Annotated in this window: 22 protein-coding genes; 11 read left to right on the top strand and 11 right to left on the bottom strand. The window is 65.5% G+C overall.

Annotated features, from left to right (window positions below):
• Positions 1-65: 65 nt before the first annotated feature.
• The gene (locus tag V9K91_RS11600) at positions 66-1,118 is read left to right on the top strand and encodes a DUF5694 domain-containing protein (protein WP_320458800.1); all 1,053 of its coding nucleotides are present in this window, start codon (positions 66-68) and stop codon (positions 1,116-1,118) included.
• Positions 1,119-1,123: 5 nt separating this feature from the next.
• Here the strand turns inward: V9K91_RS11600 and V9K91_RS11605 are convergent, their stop codons facing one another.
• Together V9K91_RS11605 and V9K91_RS11610 are read right to left on the bottom strand one after the other, a co-directional pair.
• Positions 1,124-2,158 (bottom strand): LacI family DNA-binding transcriptional regulator, encoded by a 1,035-nt coding sequence (locus tag V9K91_RS11605; protein WP_176472707.1) that lies wholly within the window; start codon positions 2,156-2,158, stop codon positions 1,124-1,126.
• A gap of 57 nt (positions 2,159-2,215) precedes the next feature.
• Entirely contained in the window at positions 2,216-2,773 is a 558-nt protein-coding gene (locus tag V9K91_RS11610) for a hypothetical protein (protein WP_336442862.1), read from the bottom strand.
• A gap of 240 nt (positions 2,774-3,013) precedes the next feature.
• On the opposite strand from V9K91_RS11610, the gene V9K91_RS11615 reads away from it, so the two are divergent.
• The gene (locus V9K91_RS11615) at positions 3,014-3,583 is read left to right on the top strand and encodes a single-stranded DNA-binding protein (RefSeq protein ID WP_095364659.1); all 570 of its coding nucleotides are present in this window, start codon (positions 3,014-3,016) and stop codon (positions 3,581-3,583) included.
• Between the two features lie 223 nt (positions 3,584-3,806).
• On the top strand, positions 3,807-4,043 hold the full coding sequence (locus V9K91_RS11620) for a hypothetical protein (protein WP_336442861.1): 237 nt from the start codon (positions 3,807-3,809) through the stop codon (positions 4,041-4,043).
• A gap of 47 nt (positions 4,044-4,090) precedes the next feature.
• On the opposite strand, the gene V9K91_RS11625 is transcribed toward V9K91_RS11620, so the two are convergent.
• Positions 4,091-4,606 (bottom strand): hypothetical protein, encoded by a 516-nt coding sequence (locus V9K91_RS11625; RefSeq protein ID WP_141236230.1) that lies wholly within the window; start codon positions 4,604-4,606, stop codon positions 4,091-4,093.
• A 114-nt stretch (positions 4,607-4,720) separates the two neighbouring features.
• Here V9K91_RS11625 and V9K91_RS11630 point away from each other — a divergent pair, with 114 nt between their 5' ends.
• The 5 genes from V9K91_RS11630 to V9K91_RS11650 all read left to right on the top strand — a co-directional run bounded on the left by V9K91_RS11630 (position 4,721) and on the right by V9K91_RS11650 (position 9,527).
• Positions 4,721-5,329, top strand: coding sequence for a nucleotidyltransferase domain-containing protein (locus V9K91_RS11630; RefSeq protein WP_249833892.1), 609 nt, complete (start codon positions 4,721-4,723; stop codon positions 5,327-5,329).
• Positions 5,330-5,688: 359 nt separating this feature from the next.
• A complete protein-coding gene (locus V9K91_RS11635; protein WP_095363453.1) occupies positions 5,689-6,483 on the top strand; it encodes a TIM barrel protein in 795 nt (264 codons plus the stop codon).
• A 31-nt stretch (positions 6,484-6,514) separates the two neighbouring features.
• Positions 6,515-8,200, top strand: a complete 1,686-nt coding sequence (locus V9K91_RS11640; RefSeq protein ID WP_210131721.1) for a GMC family oxidoreductase — start codon at positions 6,515-6,517, stop codon at positions 8,198-8,200.
• On the top strand, positions 8,200-8,775 hold the full coding sequence (locus V9K91_RS11645) for a gluconate 2-dehydrogenase subunit 3 family protein (RefSeq protein ID WP_320458801.1): 576 nt from the start codon (positions 8,200-8,202) through the stop codon (positions 8,773-8,775). Before V9K91_RS11640 ends, V9K91_RS11645 begins: the two co-directional genes overlap by 1 nt.
• A gap of 11 nt (positions 8,776-8,786) precedes the next feature.
• A complete protein-coding gene (locus V9K91_RS11650) occupies positions 8,787-9,527 on the top strand; it encodes a DUF1080 domain-containing protein (protein ID WP_336442860.1) in 741 nt (246 codons plus the stop codon).
• A 7-nt stretch (positions 9,528-9,534) separates the two neighbouring features.
• Here the strand turns inward: V9K91_RS11650 and V9K91_RS11655 are convergent, their stop codons facing one another.
• The 5 genes from V9K91_RS11655 to V9K91_RS11675 are packed head-to-tail and all read right to left on the bottom strand — an operon-like array spanning position 9,535 to position 14,169.
• Complete coding sequence (locus V9K91_RS11655) at positions 9,535-9,831, bottom strand: cytochrome c (RefSeq protein WP_249833896.1); 297 nt, start codon at positions 9,829-9,831, stop codon at positions 9,535-9,537.
• Positions 9,832-9,849: 18 nt separating this feature from the next.
• Positions 9,850-10,716 carry a sugar phosphate isomerase/epimerase gene (locus V9K91_RS11660; RefSeq protein ID WP_217536729.1) on the bottom strand — a complete coding sequence of 289 codons (867 nt, stop codon included), beginning with the start codon at positions 10,714-10,716 and terminating at the stop codon, positions 9,850-9,852.
• Positions 10,717-10,735: 19 nt separating this feature from the next.
• Complete coding sequence (locus tag V9K91_RS11665; RefSeq protein ID WP_095363436.1) at positions 10,736-11,860, bottom strand: Gfo/Idh/MocA family oxidoreductase; 1,125 nt, start codon at positions 11,858-11,860, stop codon at positions 10,736-10,738.
• Positions 11,861-11,872: 12 nt separating this feature from the next.
• Positions 11,873-13,090: a nucleoside permease gene (locus V9K91_RS11670; RefSeq protein WP_093533204.1), complete on the bottom strand. Its 1,218-nt coding sequence runs from the start codon at positions 13,088-13,090 to the stop codon at positions 11,873-11,875.
• 26 nt (positions 13,091-13,116) lie between these two features.
• The gene (locus V9K91_RS11675; RefSeq protein WP_336442859.1) at positions 13,117-14,169 is read right to left on the bottom strand and encodes a sugar phosphate isomerase/epimerase family protein; all 1,053 of its coding nucleotides are present in this window, start codon (positions 14,167-14,169) and stop codon (positions 13,117-13,119) included.
• Between the two features lie 96 nt (positions 14,170-14,265).
• Between V9K91_RS11675 and V9K91_RS11680 the strand changes: the two genes are divergently transcribed.
• Entirely contained in the window at positions 14,266-15,321 is a 1,056-nt protein-coding gene (locus V9K91_RS11680; RefSeq protein ID WP_336442858.1) for a LacI family DNA-binding transcriptional regulator, read from the top strand.
• A gap of 69 nt (positions 15,322-15,390) precedes the next feature.
• Here the strand turns inward: V9K91_RS11680 and V9K91_RS11685 are convergent, their stop codons facing one another.
• The gene (locus tag V9K91_RS11685) at positions 15,391-15,828 is read right to left on the bottom strand and encodes a hypothetical protein (RefSeq protein ID WP_336442857.1); all 438 of its coding nucleotides are present in this window, start codon (positions 15,826-15,828) and stop codon (positions 15,391-15,393) included.
• A gap of 94 nt (positions 15,829-15,922) precedes the next feature.
• Between V9K91_RS11685 and V9K91_RS11690 the strand changes: the two genes are divergently transcribed.
• Together V9K91_RS11690 and V9K91_RS11695 are read left to right on the top strand one after the other, a co-directional pair.
• Complete coding sequence (locus V9K91_RS11690; protein WP_068850019.1) at positions 15,923-16,528, top strand: hypothetical protein; 606 nt, start codon at positions 15,923-15,925, stop codon at positions 16,526-16,528.
• 87 nt (positions 16,529-16,615) lie between these two features.
• Positions 16,616-16,999, top strand: coding sequence for a hypothetical protein (locus tag V9K91_RS11695; RefSeq protein ID WP_157771700.1), 384 nt, complete (start codon positions 16,616-16,618; stop codon positions 16,997-16,999).
• A gap of 16 nt (positions 17,000-17,015) precedes the next feature.
• On the opposite strand, the gene V9K91_RS11700 is transcribed toward V9K91_RS11695, so the two are convergent.
• Positions 17,016-18,131 (bottom strand): MBL fold metallo-hydrolase, encoded by a 1,116-nt coding sequence (locus tag V9K91_RS11700; RefSeq protein WP_336442856.1) that lies wholly within the window; start codon positions 18,129-18,131, stop codon positions 17,016-17,018.
• A gap of 58 nt (positions 18,132-18,189) precedes the next feature.
• Complete coding sequence (locus tag V9K91_RS11705) at positions 18,190-18,759, bottom strand: TetR/AcrR family transcriptional regulator (protein ID WP_320458811.1); 570 nt, start codon at positions 18,757-18,759, stop codon at positions 18,190-18,192.
• Positions 18,760-18,848: the final 89 nt, after the last annotated feature.

The following is an 18,848-nucleotide window of genomic DNA, read 5'->3' on the forward strand; positions in this document are numbered from 1 at the left end:
CGTCACGCGTCGGCAGGGTCCACGGTGACCCACACTGTCTGCATCGATGGATTGAGGGTGGTGGCATGCAACGCAGGTTATGGATCGCAACGCTGTTGGTTTCCGCCTTTCCATCGCTGGCCGCCGCGCCGGTCGATCTGGCGACGCTCGACCGGGAAATGACCGGCCCGCGCACCCAGGTGCTCGTGCTGGGCAGCGTGCACCTGAGCGAGGTGGAAGGCGGCATCCAGCCCGGTGCGCTCGGTCCCCTGCTGGACAAGTTGGCCGCCTACAAGCCGGACATCATCACCGTGGAAGCCATCAGCGGTGAGCAGTGCGATCTTGCCGAGCGCCATGCCAGCGTCTACGGACCGGACTACTGCGCCAGCACCGACGTGGCGCGCACGGCCACCGGCCTGCAGATCCCGGCCGCGGTTGAGAAGATCAACGCCGCCCTCGACACGTGGCCGAAGGCACCCACGCCAGCCCAGCGCCGCCAGTTGGCCGCATGGATGCTGGCCGCCAACGAGCGGGCCTCGGCCTACACCCAATGGCTGCAGCTGCCACCGGCGGAGCGCCGCGCTGGCGATGGATTGGATGCCACGCTGGTTGCCCTGCTGAACACCATCGCCAGCCGCCAGAACGAGAGCTACCTGATCGCCGCGCAGCTGGCCGCGCGACTGGGCCTGCCGCGCGTGTACGCCATCGACGACCACACCGGCGACAACATCCAGGTCAAGGATCCCAAGGCGTTCGGCACCTCGCTGGAACAGGCGTGGAACGCTGGCAAGGCAGAGCTGGACAAGAACACCGCCATCGAGGACAGGCTGGCGAAAGCGCGCGACCTGCTGCCGCTGTACCGCTTCATCAATGCGCCAGAACGGCTGAATGTACTGACCGATGTCAACGTCGGCGCCACGCTGCGTGCAACATCAGCCGAGCATTACCCGCAGATATGGGTCAGCGGCTGGGAGATCCGCAACCTGCGCATGGTGGCCAACATCCAGCAGACGTTCCGCGAACGCCCGGGCGTGCGCGTGCTGTCGGTGGTCGGTGCTTCGCACAAGCCGTGGTTCGACCAGTGGCTGGGCCAGATGCAGGGAGTGGACATCGTGGATGCGGAGCAGGCGCTCCGGTAACAGGCTCAGCGCCCGGCCAGCGACGATTCCCGCAGTACCAGCTTTACCGGAATGGTCTGGCTTTCCACCGGCTCGCCCTGGATCAGCGCGAGCAGGCGTTCCACCAGCAGCTGGCCGGCCTGCTTGGTGTCCTGCTGCACGGTGGACAGGGTGGGTGATACCGACGCTGCCAGCGGAATATCGTCGAACCCGGCCAGCGCCACATCCTGCGGAATACGCAGGCCATGCTCGCGCAATGCCCGCATCGCGCCGATGGCGATCAGGTCGCTGGCCGCGAACACCGCATCGATGGCCTGTCCATCGCCCAGCAGCGCCTGGCAGGCGTCGTAGCCGGAAAGCTCGGTCGTAATCGCATCGAACTGCAATGCCGGGTCCACCGGCACGCCGCGTTCGGTCATCGCGGCCACATAGCCGCGGTAGCGTTCCTCGAACTCGGGGTAGTGGCTCGACGCATGGCCAACAAAGGCGATGCGCCGGCAGCCCTGGTCGAGCAGGTGGGTGGTGATGTCGAAGCCGCCCTGGAAGTTGTCGCAGCCGATCGACACCCCGGGTTGGTCCGGCAGGGCCGCGCCCCAGCGCACGAAATGGGTGCCTTGTTCCACCAGCCGCTGCAACCGCTCGCGTGACTCGTGGTAGTCACCATAGCCGAGCAGGATGATGCCATCGGCCTTGTTGCTGTCTTCGTAATCGGCCTGCCAGTCGGTGGACAGCTGCTGGAACGACACCAGCAGGTCGTAGCCGCGCAGCGCGCAGGCGCGGGTGATCGAGCCCAGCATGGCGTGGAAGAACGGGTTGATCAGGGAATCGTCGTTGGTGGGATCCTCGAAGAACAGCAGCGCCAGCGTGCCGGCATTGCGAAGGCGCAGGCTGGAGGCGTTCTTGTCCACCTTGTAGTTCAGCTCCCGGGCGATCTTAAGGATCCGCTCGCGGGTTTCCTGGTTCACCATCGGGCTGCCACGCAGCGCCCGCGACACCGTGGGCTGGGAAACCCCGGCCAGGTGGGCGATATCCAGGGAAGTGGCTTTGCCGCGGATGGTCATGAAGGGCAGGGCTGGGACGACGGAAGCCATGATGCCACGGGACGTGGGACCGTGGTTTTACCCCCGGTTTTCGGCCAGCATGTTGCAGAACAGCGCACCCTGTTCAATCGCATCATCCAGCGCCACGTGGGTATGCGGCAGCCGGTCGAACCAGCGCTTGGGCATGCTCCGTTTGGTGACGCTGCGGTAGTCCTTCTTCAGCATCGCCATGGAAAAGGTCTTGATATCCAGCGCTGAATGCGAAAACGGGCTCTCCCCGGCGAACCGCATCAGGTACCAGTACACGAACAGGAAGTCGTACCCCGCCGGATACGCCACGAACACCGGCTTGCCTGGCAACGCCTTCAGCCACGCGACGTAGCGGTGCATCGCCGCCTCCGGCGCCTCGCAATCGCTCCGGCAGGCCGCCCACGCCACTGGTTGGGTCGCCCACCACGCCATGGTATCGGGATGGCCCTGCGCCTCCGGGAGCGTGTTCAGATTGGCCGAAAAGGTCGTGAGCAGGGTCTTGTCGGCCAGATACGCCGCCGACCCGAAGCTCAGCATGGAATGCGGGCCGGGAATGGGGCCATCGGCCTCCACATCGGTGCTGACGTAGATTTCGGGAGTGGACATGGCCGGAGTCTAGCGTGGGTGAGCGCTGGGACGTAGGCCGGGAGCCCTTGTCCCGCAGTGGCCCAGCCAAATTCCGAAGGCGGTCGGGGGCATCCCCGACAGAGCCCGGGCGGGCAGGGATGGTAGAATGCCCCGTTCTGCAATCCTACCCAGATCACACGCAGGGCAGCCCCCGTATCGGCACCGAACAGAGTGTGATATCTGTCGGGCCTGCCCTCGGACAACGGAAGAGCAAACCCTATGGCGCGCGGCATCAATAAAGTCATCCTGGTCGGCAACCTCGGCAACGACCCGGACGTGAAGTACACCCAAGGCGGCATGGCGATCACCCGCATCAGCCTGGCCACCACCAGCGTCCGCAAGGACAAGGATGGCAACCAGCAGGAGCGCACCGAATGGCACCGCGTGGTGTTCTTCGGCAAGCTTGGCGAAATTGCCGGTGAATACCTGCGCAAGGGCAGCTCGGTCTACGTCGAAGGCAGCCTTCGCTACGACAAGTACACCGGCCAGGATGGCGTGGAGAAGTACTCCACCGACATCATCGCCGACGAAATGCAGATGCTGGGCGGCCGCGGTGAAGGCGGTGGCGGTGGCGGCGGCGGCGGTGGTGGTGGTGGTGGCAATTACGGCGGCGGCGAGCGTCCGCAGCGCCAGCAGGCCCCGCGCCAGGAATACGGCGGTGGTGGTGGCGGCGGCGGTCAGCGCGGTGGTGGCGGTGGTGGCTACGGCCAGCAGCAGCGCCCGCAGCAGCAGCCGCAGCAGTCGGCTCCGCCGATGGACGACTTCGCGGACGACGACATTCCGTTCTAAGCGCAGGTTGTTTCCTGGACGACCAAAAGGCCCGCCGATAGCGGGCCTTTTGCTTTCCACACCTTTACGTAGTGACACGCCGGGCGTGTCATGCTGTCATGCGTCCGCCAGCCGACACTACCTGCGGCTGGCAGCATGATTGACCAGGTCCCAAGATGGGACTAGGAGTAGGTACTCACGCAGAGTACGACAAGATCAACGCCGCCAAGGTGGACAAATCCTGATGAACACTCGACCTCTCCATTCCGAGCACGACTATCACGAGGCCAAGCAGAAGCTTGCCGCCTGGTTCGATGCCCTGCCTGAGCCGGGTACCGAGCAAGGTGATCTGTTTGAAGTCCTGCTGATACTGGTCGCCAACTACCAAAGCACCCATTTCCGCCTCGAGGCCCCCGATCCGATTGAGGCCATCGAGTTCCGCATGGCTCGGGAAGGGCTGGATGTTTTGATCGGTCACTGAATGCATGAGCTATCACTGGGGCTTCGTGCATTTCGGGCCGGAAGTGATTACGTTCTTTCAGGAGCGATGGGCGCGGTCGTGCAGCCGACGAATGCCTGTTTGTTGAACCTGTTCGTCTCCGAACAACGCTCTATCGAGTAGTGCGAATCCTGCTTGAAAATGCGTATTCTCGTAATGTAATCATTGAAGAAGCACCGTCTGTTGAACTCGATCAGTTCGGTGCCCTTGCGCCCACCGGGAGGTGTGATGTCGGTGATGACCACCCGTCCATCAGCGCCGCATTCTCCGGTTGCCTGCGGTGGCAACACCACGACTGAAACGCTTGGCCCACCCTTGCATCGGAACGTCTGCCTGCCTGTTCGCGCACGCTGATAGCCGTCTTTGTCCGGTCCCGGTGCGGACGTGGAGAAATCGGCTGTCGCTGCGATGATGGTCATGCCCCCTTCGCTCCCGCACTTGTAGGCGGCACTTACCGGTGAGCTTGTCTGCCAGGCCTCCGAGGCGTGGGCAAAAGCGGGCGCTGTCAGGAGTGCCAGCGCCAGCGGATAGGTTCGGAGGGTCATGCGCTTACTTTCCCACAGTCCAACGGGCTCGAAGACCGCATGAGAATGGCCCCACTTGCAATGTGTTGCCGAATAAGCAACATTTGTCGCCTGATGAGCAACACGTCGCCACCGATGGACATCCTGTTCCCGGCCACCCGCCAACGGGTGCTGGCAGCGCTTCTTTTGCAGCCGGATGCCAGCTTCCACCTGCGGGAGCTGGCCAGGATCACCGGCACCCACGCCGGTACCCTTGCACGCGAACTGGACAAGCTCACCGGATCCGGACTATTGCTGCGAAGCGAACAGGGTAATCAGGTCCACTACCGGGCAAATCGCGCGTGTTTGCTGTTCGATGACCTGGCTGCGATGTTCCGCAAGACCCATGGCGTGGTGCCTGTCCTGCGCGACGCCTTGGTTCCAGTGGCCGATCACGTCTCGTTGGCGTGGGTCTTCGGCTCGGTGGCGAAGGGCACCGAGGTCGACGGAAGCGACGTGGATCTGCTGGTTCTGGGCGATCTGGGGTTCGCTGACCTGGTGCGTGCCATCCACCCCGCGCAGGAAGTGTTGCGCCGGGAGATCAATCCTGTGCTGTACTCAATGGAAGAGTTCATGCGGCGCGTGCAGAACGGTGATGCGTTTGCCAGCGAATTATTGGCAACGCCCAAGCTGCTGGTAACAGGAAACAGGGATGACCTTGGAAAACTTGCTGGCAATCCGGCAGCTACAAGCGCACAACGCTGAACCCATCTCGCTGCGCAATCCAAAGAGATCAATGGCTGCGTGAGCGTCACGCAGTAGCTTGCGGCTGCAGAATTCACTCGGCGGCATACGACACCGGCAGACTGCCAGTAGTTACGGGCACTGAATTTCATTGTGCCCTGCAGCATCCATTTTCGTGCAGTGCGTCTTGCAAAAAAACGAACTACTCCTCTATGGTGCAATCGATTGCATTGCAGTGAATAGTTGCGTTTGATACCGGTTGGGAGGCCGGAAAGCGGATGCCCGACCATTCGATTGGATCGATCCAAGGTGCGCGCGTCACGCGGCGCGATGCGCTGCGTATTGCGTTCGCCGGAAGTATTGGCCTGGCAACCGCAGGCGTGACGCCCTCGATGGCCGCCATCGCGCCGCTCAAGGGCAACCTGAAGCATTCGGTCGCCCGCTGGACCTTCCCCAAGTTATCGGTGGCCCAGCTCTGCCAGACGGTAAAGGGCATCGGGTTCGCCGCCATCGACCTGGTGGGGCCGGAGGACTGGCCCACGCTGAAGGCACACGGCGTGTACAGCTCGATGTGCAACGGCGCGGAGCTGGGCCTGACCAAGGGCTTTGCTGGTCGCCAGTTCCACGACCAATTGGTGGAGCGCTACACCCGGCACATCGACCTGGTCGCCGATGCCGGCTATCGCAATCTCATCTGTTTTTCCGGCAACCGCAACGGCATGGACCCGCAGGAAGGCATGGCCAATGCCGAAGCCGGGCTCAAGCGCATCCTCGGGCATGCCGAGAAGCGCGGCGTGGTGCTGGTGATGGAGCTGCTGAATTCCCGGGTCGATCACCCGGATTACCTGTGCGACCACTCTGCATGGGGCGTCGAACTGTGCCAACGGCTCGGCTCGGATCATTTCGGCCTGCTGTACGACATCTACCACATGCAGATCATGGAGGGCGACATCATCGCCACCATCGGCCGGCATCACGCGCATTTCAAGCATTACCACACCGCGGGCGTGCCGGGCCGGCACGAGATCGGAGACCAGCAGGAGCTCCAGTATCCCGCCATCTGTCGCGCGATCCGCGACACCGGTTTCGATGGGTATCTGGCGCAGGAGTTCATGCCTGCGGCACCCGATCCCATCGGTTCGCTGCGCGAGGCGATCCGCCTCTGCGACGTCTGAAATTGATATCCACCCAGGTGAAGTAGAACCCATGGCAGACAATCATTACGACGCAATCGTCGTCGGCTCCGGCATCAGTGGCGGTTGGGCGGCGAAGGAACTGACCGAGAAAGGCCTCAAGGTCCTCATGCTGGAACGCGGTCGCAACATCGAACACGTGAAGGACTACGTCAATGCGATGAAGGAACCGTGGGACTTCCCGCACCGCAACCGGCCCACCCAGGCGATGAAGGCCGCCTTTCCGGTACTGATGCGCGACTACGCGCTGGCCGAGAACCTCGAGGGAATGTGGGCCGACGAACAGGACTCGCCCTACATCGAGACCAAGCGCTTCGACTGGTTCCGTGGGTATCACGTCGGCGGACGTTCGTTGATGTGGGGGCGGCAGAGCTATCGTTTGTCGGACCTGGATTTTCAGGCCAACCTCAAGGATGGCATCGCCACCGATTGGCCGATCCGTTACGCCGACATCGCGCCCTGGTACGACCACGTGGAGAAGTTCGCCGGCATCGCCGGTACGCGCGAAGGGCTGGACGTATTGCCGGATGGCGAATTCCTGCCGCCGGTCCCGCTGAACATCGTCGAGAAGGACGTGGCCGCGCGGATCAAGCAGGCCTTCGGTGGCACCCGGCACATGATCCATTCGCGCACCGCCAACATCACCCAGCCCAAGCCCGAGCAGGGCCGCGTCAACTGCCAGTACCGCAACAAGTGCATCCTGGGCTGCCCGTTCGGCGCCTACTTCTCCACCCAGTCGGCCACGTTGCCTGCGGCCATGAAGACCGGCAACCTCACCCTGCGGCCGTTCTCGATCGTCAAAGAAGTGCTCTACGACAAGGACCGCAAGCGTGCACGTGGCGTGGAGGTGATCGATGCCGAGACCGGGCAGACCTACACGTACACAGCCAAGGTGATCTTCCTCAACGCCTCCTCCTTCAACTCGACCTGGCTGCTGATGAACTCGGCCACCGACGTGTGGGAAGGCGGGCTGGGCTCGTCGTCCGGCGAGCTGGGCCACAACGTGATGGACCATCATTTCGGCGCCGGTGCCTCCGGCCGGGTCGAAGGGTACGATGACAAGTACTACTTCGGCCGGCGCCCCTGTGGCTTCTACATTCCGCGTTTCCGCAACGTCGGCGGCGACAGGCGCGGCTACACGCGCGGGTTCGGCTACCAGGGCGGCGCCAGCCGCAACGGCTGGTCGCGCGAGATCGCCGAACTCAACATCGGCGCCGACCTGAAGGAGGCGTTGACCGTGCCGGGCGACTGGCGCATCGGCATGACCGGCTTCGGCGAAATGCTGCCGCACCACGACAACACGATCCGCCTCGACCCTGACCGCAAAGACAAGTGGGGGCTGCCGGTGTTGGCGATGGACGTGTCCATGCGTGCGAACGAGAAGGCCATGCGCAAGGACATGGCCGCCGATGCCGCCGAAATGCTGGAGGCCGCCGGGGTCAAGGACGTGGAGATGCACGACAACGACTACGCGCCGGGCAAGGGTATCCATGAAATGGGCACCGCACGCATGGGCCGTGACCGGAAGAACTCCGTGCTGAACCAGCACAACCAGGTCTGGGATGCGCCCAACGTGTACGTGACCGACGGTGCCTGCATGACCTCCAGCGCCTGCGTGAATCCCTCGCTGACCTACATGGCGCTGACCGCACGCGCGGCCGACCATGCGGTGCGCGAGCTGAAAGCGGGGAACCTGTAATGGAACGTCGCGACCTGTTGAAGATGATCGTCGCCGCCACGGGCGCAGCCCTGGTCGGCCTGCCCGCGCTCGCCAGTGGCCAGGCGCCGGTGGCGGGGGCGAAGACCGCCTTCTCCGCCGCCGATATCGGCACGCTGGACGAGATCGCAGAAACCATCCTGCCGCGCACGAAGACGCCGGGGGCGAAGGACGCCGGTGCCGGTGCGTTCATGGCGCGGTTCGTCACCGACTGCTACACCGCCCAACAGCAGGCGGCATTCCATGCCGGCCTGGCTGACATCGACAAACGTGCCGGCGGACGCTTCGTGGCGCTCGCGCCGCAGGCCCGCACCGAGCTGCTGCGCACGCTGGATGCGCAGGCCCGGAAACGCGCCACCGAGGTGAGCGAGACCGGTACCGCCGAAGGCGGTGAAGCGACGCCGCACTACTTCACGATGATCAAGCAGCTGGCCATCTTCGGTTTCTTCACCTCGAAGGTGGGGGCAACCGAAACGCTGCAGTACGTCGCCGTGCCGGGCCGCTACGACGGCGACCTGGCCTATGTCCCCGGTACCCCCGCGTGGGGCACCAGCTGATGAGGAACACGATGAGCAAGCCCCTGCTGATGGCCATATGCGTGCTGGCTGCAACGCCTGCATTCGCGCAGGCCGATGACCCCGCACGCGATCCGACCAGGACCGAGGTGTGGAAGCCGGTGCCCGCGACCGTGGCCACCCCCGTGAACGCCGCGCCGTCCGATGCGATCGTGCTGTTCAACGGCAAGGATGTCTTCGCGTGGGAGTCGGAGCAGGGCGGGCCCGTGCCCTGGAGCGTCGCCAACGGCGCGCTGACCGTGGTGCCAGGCAGCAAGGGCATTCGCACCAGACAGGATTTCTGCGACATCCAGCTGCACGTCGAGTGGCGCGCGCCCACCGCGACCAAAGGCTTCGACGGCCAGCATCGCGGCAACAGCGGTATCTTCCTGCAGGAGCTGTATGAGCTGCAGGTGCTCGACAGTTACAACAACCCCACCTATGCCAACGGCCAGGCCGGCTCGCTCTACAAGCAGGCCATGCCGCTGGTGAACGCCTCGCGCAGGCCGGGTGAATGGCAGGCCTACGACATCATCTGGAAGGCGCCGCGCTTCTCGCCGGGCGGTGGGCTCACGTCACCGGCGCGCATCACCGTGCTGCACAACGGCGTGCTGGTACAGGACGACACCGTGCTGTCGGGCAAGACCGAGTACATCGGCGCGCCCTCGTATGCACCGCATGGGTGCGCGCCGCTGTACCTGCAGGAACACGATTCCAAGGTCAGCTACCGCAACATCTGGGTGCGGAAGCTGTAGTGGGAAGCTACTTCGCCAGGTAGCTGGCGAGGTTGCCGATGTCCTGTTCGGAGAGTTGGGAGAAGGGCGGCATCAAGCCGCCGCCCTTCTTGATCTTGTCCTTGATCTGAGCCGAGTCCAGCCGCTTGGCGACATCGGTGAGCGCGGGGAACGTCGGCGGAACGCCGGCGCGGTTCGCGCCATGGCAGGCAACGCAGTGGGTCGCGTAGAGCTGCGCGCCGGCAGCGGGATCGTCCTTGGACCACGCGGCCGTTGCAAACGTGGTCCCACACAGAACCACGGCCATTGTCAGGATCGTTTTCAAGCAGGGCTCCTTGGCTGGCTAGCGCTGTGCGCTGGCGGGCAGGCGGGCGGTGAGGTGGTGGCGCAGGTAGTCTGCGCCGGTCTTGATGACGGTGGCCGGATCGCGCGGCTGGTCGTGTTCGACGATGTACCACTGCACCCCGGCAGCGGCGGCGGCAGGCAGGATCGCGTTCCAGTCCAGCACACCCTGGCCGACGGCGGCAAAGCCGCCCTCGTCTTCGGCCTGGCCCTTGGGGGCATTGTCCTTGGCGTGCACCGCGAACACGTGGCCGCGGAACTTGCCCAGCATCACCACCGGGTCATGGCCGGCACGCGCCACCCAGGCCAGGTCCAGCTCGGTCTGCAGGTCGGGGCCGGCTGCGGCGAACAGCAGTTCCAGGCCGGTCTTGCCGCCGAAGTCGACCAGCTCGAAGTCATGGTTGTGGTAGGCCAGGTGCATGCCCTGGGCTTTCACCTGCGCCGCGATCCGGCCCAGTTCCTGGCCCAGGGCGGTCCAGCCGGCGGCATCGGTCGGCCGATCGTTCTTGTCGAGATACGGCACCACCAGCGTGGTGTTGCCGATCGCGCGGTTGAAGGCCACCACGCCAACCAGGTCCTTGCGCAGATCGGCCAGCTGCACGTGCGACGAAACCGCCTTGATCGAATAGCGGTCCAGCAGCTGCTTGAGTTCAGCGGCACTGACGTTCTGGGTGCCGACCGTTTCCACCGCGCCCACGCCCGCGTCGTGCACGATCTTCAACTGCTGGTCGAGCGTGCCGGCGTTGCGCAGCGTGTACATCTGCACCGCGATGGGCTGCTGTGGACCGGCCGCGTCCCCGGCGAAGGCGGGCAGGGCGGCGAGCAGCAGCAATGCGAGGGTGGTGGTCCGGCGTGCAGCAGTCTTCATCAAGAAATCCTCGTGGAGTTCAACCGATGGCGGTCCAGGCGCGCGACCTGGCCGATGCAATGACGCGGTCGACGATCAGCGCCGAACGCAGGCCGTCCTCGAAGGTAGGCAGGCCCTGCGGCCGCTCGCCGTCGATGGCGTGATAGGTGTCGGCGACGAACGCCTCGAAGCACTGGGCGTAGCCCTGCGCGTGGCCGGGTGGCAGCACCGCCAGCCGGCGTTGTTCGGCACTGCCGGCGCCAGGTCCGCGCACGAAGGTTTCCTCGCGCTGGTCGGGCTGGCCAATCCACAGCCGCTCCGGGTCTTCCTGGTTGAATGCCACGCTGGCCGTGGCGCCGTCGATCTCGAACCAGAGCCGGTTGTGGCGCCCTGCCGAGACCTGGCTGACCGTCAACGAGGCGAGCGTACCTGCGCCGGTCTTGAACATCGCTGCGGCGACGTCCTCACTGGTTACCGCCTGCATCGCGCCGCCCGCCGCCGGCGTGGTGAAGCTCTGCCCGCCCACCGCACCCCGCTCGGCAACCACGGTGGCGAACGCCGCGCTGACATCAACGAAGCGCTCGCCGCTGACCCATTCCACCAGGTCGCACCAGTGCGAGCCGATGTCGGCGAACACGCGCGAGGCGCCGCCCAGCGCCGGGTCCACGCGCCAGTTGTTGCTGGCCGGGTCCAGCAGCCAGTCCTGCAGGTAGCTGCCGTGGATCAGGTGCAATGGCCCCAGCTCGCCCTGCGCGATGCGTGCGCGTGCCTCGCGCACCACCGGGTGGTAGCGGTAGACGAACGGCACCGTGGCGACCAGCCCGGTCGAGGCTGCCAATGCCGCCAGGGCCTGGGCGTCTTCCAGCGTGGTGGCCAGCGGTTTCTCGCAGATCACGTGCTTGCCGGCTTCCAGTGCCGCCTGCGCCATGGCGCGGTGAAGGTGGTTGGGCGTGCACACATGCACCACCTGTACCTGCGGATCGGCGACCACGTCTTCGATGTCACGATAGCCGCGCGGAACATTCCATGAGCGCGCCACTTCCTCCGCGCGTTGCGGCGACGAGGCGACCACGCCGCGGACCTCCGCGCCGGCCAGCAGCGCCGCGCGACGATGCACGGCGGCGATCATGCCGGTGCCTACAATGGCGATTCCAAGCTTGCGCATCGTGTCGGCTCCTCAGTTCGAGCTGGGCGCGGCGGCAAGCGCCGGCCGGTCGCGGAACAACAACAGGAAGGCGACCAGCACCACCAGCGCCACGCCGGCCGGGAACAACCAGATCCGCTGCCAGTCCGGGCCCGCCGCCGTGGTGTAGTGCTCCACCACCGCGCCGGACAGGAACGTGCCGATCAGCATTCCCACGCCGTACGTGGCCAGGGTGATGAACCCCTGCGCGCTGCTGCGCGCGGCGGGGCCGGCATGTGCATCGGTGTAGATCTGGCCAGTGACGAAGAAGAAGTCGTAGCAGATGCCGTGCAGCACGATGCCGATCACCAGCAGGGAGAAGCCGCCGCCGGCATCGCCGAAGGCGAACATCACGTAGCGCACCACCCATGCGGCCATGCCCACCGCCAGCATGGTCTTGACCCCCAGCCGCACGAACAGGAACGGCATGGCCAGCATCAGCAGCACTTCGGACACCTGGCCCAGTGACTGCAGGCCGGCCGCGCCGCGCACGCCCAGGTCGTTGAGATAGGGGTTGGTGAAGTTGTAGTAGAACGCCAGCGGAATGCAGATGGCGATGGAGGCCAGGAAGAACACCAGGTAGGAGCGCGACTTCAGCAGCCGCAGCGAATCCAGCCCCAGCACCTGGCCCAGCCCGGCGTCGCGCTGCTGCGCCAGCGGCGGCGTGTGCGGCAGGGTGAACGCATACAGGCCCAACGCCAGCGATGCCATCGCTGCCATCCGGAAGGTCAGTTCAAGCGTATGCGCCTGTTCCCAGCCGAGCCAGCCGATCAGCACGCCGGCCACGATCCAGCCGACGCTGCCGGCCACGCGCACGGGCGGGAACTGCTTCTCCGGCGACTGCATGTGCCGCATCGCCACGCTGTTGGCCAGCGCCAGCGTCGGCATGAACAGCAACATGTAGCCCATCACGCAGGCGAAGAACGTGTTGAAGTCCGTCGCCGTAGACGCCAGCCACATCAGCACCGCACCGGCCAGGTGCAGGACCCCGAGAATGCGCTGCGCCGCGAAGTAGCGGTCCGCGATCAGCCCGACCAGGAACGGCGCCACGATGGCGCCGATGGACTGGCTGAGGAAGGCCGTGGCCACCTGGCTGGCGCTGGCCTGGAGCGGGCCCTGCACCAGGTACGTGCCCAGGGTCACGAACCATGCGCCCCAGATGAAGAACTGCAGAAACATCATCGCGCCCAAGCGCGACATGGCGTGCCTCATGGCTTGCCCTCCCAGGCGGTAATGGCTCAGATACCCAGCATGCGGCGCAGCGATGCAGGATCCGCACCGCTGTCGGCAAAGTCGTCGAAGGAACGTTCGGTCACCCGGATGATGTGGTCGCGGATGATGGCGGCGCCCTCGCGTGCGCCGTCTTCCGGGTGCTTCAGGCAGCACTCCCACTCCAGCACCGCCCAGCCCGGGAAATCGTATTGCGCGAACTTGGAGAAGATCGCCTTGAAGTCGATCTGGCCGTCCCCGAGCGAACGGAACCGCCCCGGGCGATCGATCCAGTCCTGGTAGCCGCCATACACGCCACTACTCGCACTGGCGCGGAACTCCGCGTCCTTGACGTGGAAGATGCCGATGCGCGGGTGATAGCGGTCGATGAAGCCCAGGTAGTCGACGTGCTGCAGGAGCAGGTGGCTGGGGTCGTACAGCATCTTCGCGCGGGGATGGTGGTCCACCACGTCGAGGAAGCGCTCGAAGGTTGCGCCGTCGTGCAGGTCCTCGCCCGGGTGGATCTCGAAGCACAGGTCCACGCCGCAGGCGTCGAAGGCATCCAGGATCGGGCGCCAGCGCCGCCCGAGTTCGGCGAAGGCCGCTTCCACGAGGCCCGGCGGGCGCTGCGGCCAAGGGTAGAAATAAGGCCAGGCCAGCGCGCCGGAGAAGGTGGCATGCGCGGTCAGCCCCAGTCGCTCGCTGGCTTTGGCAGCCAGCAGCAGCTGCTCCACGGCCCAGGCCTGGCGGGCGGCCGGATCGCCGCGCTTGTCCGCTGGCGCGAAGCCGTCGAACAGGCTGTCGTAGGCGGGGTGGACGGCTACCAGCTGCCCCTGCAGGTGCGTGGACAGCTCGGTGATCTGCACGCCATGCCCGGCCAGCATGCCGGCGATGTCGTCGCAGTACGCCTGGCTGCGGGCTGCCTCGGCCAGATCAAACAGGTGCGGCGCGCTGGTGGGGACCTGTACGCCAGAATAGCCCAGGCCGGCCGCCCACTCGGCCAGCGTGTCCAGCCGGTTGAAGGGCGGTGTGTCGCCGATGAACTGTGCCAGGAACAGCGCCGGACCCTTGAGCGTCTTCAACGTGATTCACCCTGATGCAATCGATTGCATTACCCTAGCAGGACGTTCCGCAAAACCTGTTGTGCACTGCACAGCGACAAGAAGAACCCAACACCCATGGCAACCATCTACGACATCGCAAAGCACGTCGGCGTTTCCGCAGGCACGGTGTCGCGGGCGCTTTCGCGGCCGGACAAAGTCCTGCCGGCCACGCGCACGCGCATCGAGCAGGCCGCCGCCGCGCTGGGCTATGTGCCCAACACGGTAGCCCGGACGCTCAAGACCCAGCGCAGCGGCAAGATCCTGGTGACCGTGCCGGACATCGCCAATCCCTTCTTCGCCCAGATCCTGCAGGGCGCGGAGGAAGCGGCGCAGGCGGTGGGCTACGCGGTGCTGCTGGGTGATACCCAGCATCGACCCGAGCGCGAAGAACGCTACGCGCAGATGCTCCGCCGCAACGAAGCCGACGGCATGATCGTGCTGGGCCATCGCCTGCCGCCGACCGCACGCGCGATCGTGCAGCAGCAGGGCAGCACCGCGCCGGTGGTCAATGGCTGCGAGTTCGACCCCGCACTGGGCATCCCCAGCGTGCACATCGATAACGCCGCCGCCGCGCGCGCGGTGATGGATCACCTGTACGGTCTGGGCCACGAGCGCATCGCCGTGGTCGGCGGGCCGCCCGACAATCCCCTGCACCAGCAGCGTCTCGAAGGGGTCCGGGCCGCCAGCAAGGCACGAGGTCGCCTGCGCAGCCTGAGCGTGGTGCCGGGCGACTTCTCCGTGGAATCCGGCCATGCGGCAGCCATGGCGCTGCTGGCGGGCGCGACCGTGCCCACCGCGATCTTCTGCTTCAGCGACCAGATGGCGCTGGGTGTGCTGGCAGCCTGCCGGGACCTGGGCATCCGCGTGCCCGAGGCGCTGTCGGTGGTCGGCTTCGACGATCTGGCATCGTCCAGCTACCTCACGCCTGCATTGACCACCGTCCGGCAGCCCATGCGGGAGATCGGCGAGCGCGCGGTCAACCTGCTGCTCGCCATCATCGAAGGCGTGGATGTACCGCTGCAGCAGACGCTTGAGTTCAGCCTGATGGTGCGGGGTTCCACTGCTGCCTATTGCAAGCAGGCAGTGCCTGGTTGCCCCACGCTGGGCTCGAAGGCCAGACCGACACGCTGATCATCTGTTTCACGGTAGACGATCGCTCTGCAACGGCTGCCCTCGTATTCCCTTGATCCGTAACGCGGCTCAGTAAGGATGCGCTTTTCCGCAGGCCAGCACGTGGTTGTAATCGCTGGACATGCACTGGTAGAAGGCACGCTTGTTGCCGTCGGCCGCTTCGCAGTCGGCCGTGGTGAGCTGCGGCAGCAACGCACGCAATGGGGCCGCGGAGGTATTGAACTGCTCCGGCTCGAGGTAACCGCCGCGGACGTTCTTTTCGCCCACTTCCAGCATGGTTTCCACGCCGTACCGGGCGTTCTCGACGGCCTTGGCGCAGTTCAGTTCGTTCTCGCCCTCGCGCACCTGGAGCAGCTGCCGGGCAATCTGGTCCGCATCGGCCACCGCGCGGTCGCGGGCGCTGGGCGCGGTGGTCGTGTCATCGGCGGCAGACACCACCGGGCCCAGCGCCAGCAGCAGGAGTACCGCCGCCGCGCGGCCGGTCCAGCGGGTCGAAAGGTTGGGCATGCGGTGACTCCATGGCGGGAACGCGCGATGATACCGCGCCCCTGTGCTGGGGTACCTCGCTTGCAGTTCCTCCTGCCAACCTCTGGAATCCACCATGATGCGATTCGTCTTGTGCGTGCTTTCGCTGTTTGCGTTCGTTGCCCCCGTCGGGGCCCGGGATTTCGTCAAGAAAAGTGCCACGCAGTCGGTCGCTCTCCCGGAGCCCGACAAGGCGCAGCTGATCTTCCTGCGCCCGTCCTCGCTGTTCGGCGGCATGTACACCATGTTGAGTGAAGTAACCCCCGAGGGTGACCGTTTCATCTCGGCCATCGGTGGAAAAGACAAGGTGGTGTATTCCACGGCCCCCGGCAGGAAGATGTTCGTCTCCAACGATGGCATGCGCGTGCATTTCATGGACGCCGACCTGGAGGCCGGCCGGCGCTACTACGTACTGGTCCGTCCCGTGTATGGCAATGGCTACCAGCTGCGGCCGATCCGCCGTGATGGGGGCAGCGACTACAGCATGGACAACCCGGATTTCATCAACTGGGTCCGGCAGAGCCGGCGCGTGGAGGCATTAGGCAGCGAGCCGCCGATGCCGGCGAGGGCCCTTCCGCAACTGGCAAAGGCCCGTGAGCTGGGCTGGGCCAGCTGGCTGGCCAAGACGCCAGCCGAGCATGCCGAGCTGACCCTGGAGCGCGCCGACGCTGTTGATCGGTAGTAACGCGGCGGGTCATCGCCAGCCTGCCTTTGAACGGGTAGGCTGCGCGGGACAGATTCCAAGGGAGTGGAGCGTATGTGGCGACAGATGGCAGCGGTGCTGGTGGTGATGGGACTGGTGACCGGGATCACGCATTTTTTCAGGATTTCCTTCGTCGCCAAGGCCTCGTTCTCCTTCGAGGCGGGAGATGTAACGGGGGTCATGGTCGGAGTGTGGATAGCGCTGCTGGGTGGGCTCATCTCAAGGCGCTACCGATTCGCCCTTGCCGTAGCCGCCATGTACCTCCTGGTGTGCTGCATGGCGGTGTACTTCGTCAGCCGGTTCATGGACGACGGCTTTCTCGGCGCGTTCCTGTTGAACGGCTGGAACAGCGTGGCCTACGTTCTGGGCGGCATGCTGGGCGCCTGTGTCGGTGTGTTCATCGGTAGTGGCCGGCGACGCGCCCGTGAGCGCGTCCTGCCCGAAGCCTGAGCAAGGCAGAGTCCACTCAGCGCGTGCTGCCCGCCACCACGCCGCTGCCTTCGCTTTCCGTCGCGGCCAGTGCACGCCACCAGGGCGTGCCGGCATGCGGCGCGGAAAGATCCAGGCGTTCGCCCATTTCCGGCGTGGAAAGCGCGATGCCGCGCTGCGCGGCCAGCGCGCTGACCCGCTCGAACGGTTCTTCCCAGCGGTGCATCGCCAGGTCGAAGGTGCCGTTGTGGATGGGCACCAGCCACTTGCCGCGCAGGTCCTGGTGCGCCTGCACGGTCTGTTCCGGCTGCATGTGCACGAACGGCCACTTGGCGTCATACGCACCGGTTTCAACGAAAGCGACATCGAACGGCCCGTAACGCTCGCCGATGCGCTTGAAGCCGTTGAAGTAGCCGGTATCGCCGCTGAAGAACACGCGCAGCTCATCGTCCAGGATCACCCACGAGGCCCACAGCGTGCGGTTGCCATCGCGCAGCCCGCGGCCGGAGAAGTGCTGGGCCGGGGTGGCGGCGAAACGCAGGCCATCGACCTGGGTTTCTTCCCACCAGTCCAGCTGCACCACGCGGTCCTGCGGCACGCCCCAGTCGATCAGGCGGTCGCCCACGCCCAGCGGAGCCAGGAACACCTGTGCACGCGTTGCGAGGTACTTGATGGTCGCGCGGTCCAGGTGGTCGTAATGGTCATGCGAGAGCAGCACGCCACGGATGGGCGGCAGTTCCTGCAGCGCGATCGGCGGGGCGTGGAAACGCTTCGGGCCCATCCATTGCACGGGCGAGGCGCGCTCGGAGAACACCGGATCGGTCAGCCACCAGCCACCGCGCAGTTTGATCAGCAGGGTGGAGTGGCCCAGCCGGTACATGCTGCGGTCCGGCGCTTCGGCCAGCGCCTGCGCGGTAAGCGCGCGCACCGGCGGCGCCTTGGGCGGGGTGGTGCCCGGCGGGCGGTTGAACATGAACTCCCAGAACAGCTTGAGCGTGGCGCCGAAGGATTCCTTCGGTCTGGCGGCCACGTTGGTGAACTGGTCATCGGCGCGTTGCGGCGAAGTGTCGTAAGAGGCGATAGGCACGGTGAAGGTCATCCCGATCAGAACGGTGAGGGAGAAGGCGACAGCGAGTACAGGCAGGATGCGCATGCGTCTCCTTGGTCTTGTAGATGAGTGCGCAGGCACTCATTCATTGGCGGAGGAAAAATCAACGTTGAATGCCCTTCCAGAACAGGTCGAAACCGGCCTGCTGCAGGGTGTCGCGTTGCCCGGGCTGGGCGGCCATGGCCTCCAGCGTGGTTTCCAGCAGGCTGATCAGCACCCGGCCCAGGTAGAACGGAATGCGCTCCGGGTCGATATGGCGGGCAAGGCTGGCTTCCAGGGTCTGCAGCGTGGTGCCGAACAGCCCGGCGCAGTGGGTGCGGGTGCAGTCAGTGATGCGTTCGGACACCTTCAGCTGGCGCAGTGCCATGCGGTCGATCGGATGCGCCGCACCCCAGACCAGCAGCGCGTTCCATACATGGTGCAGCTGTTCGCGGACCTCGGCATTCGCCGGGAAGGTGCCACCGACTGCCAGCGCCAGGCGCTCTTCAAGGCGCACGAACAGCGCATTGAGCAGCGCGTCCTTGGTTTCGAAGTAGGTGAACACCGTGCCCTCGGCGACCTTGGCCGCCTTGGCGATCTGCGCGGTGGACGCGCCCACGCCCTGTGCCGCCACCAGTTGGGCGGCAGCAGCCAGGATCGCATCGCGTTTCGCTTCGCTGAGGGGGCGGGCCATGACGGGCTATAAGTGAGTGACCACTCATTTATAGGGCGCGGGACGCGAGGATGCAAGGGGCTGCCGGTCAGGATGGGGCGGCCGTTCAG

This window comes from Stenotrophomonas sp. CCNWLW57, assembly GCF_037203925.1.
Taxonomy (GTDB): domain Bacteria; phylum Pseudomonadota; class Gammaproteobacteria; order Xanthomonadales; family Xanthomonadaceae; genus Stenotrophomonas; species Stenotrophomonas rhizophila_A.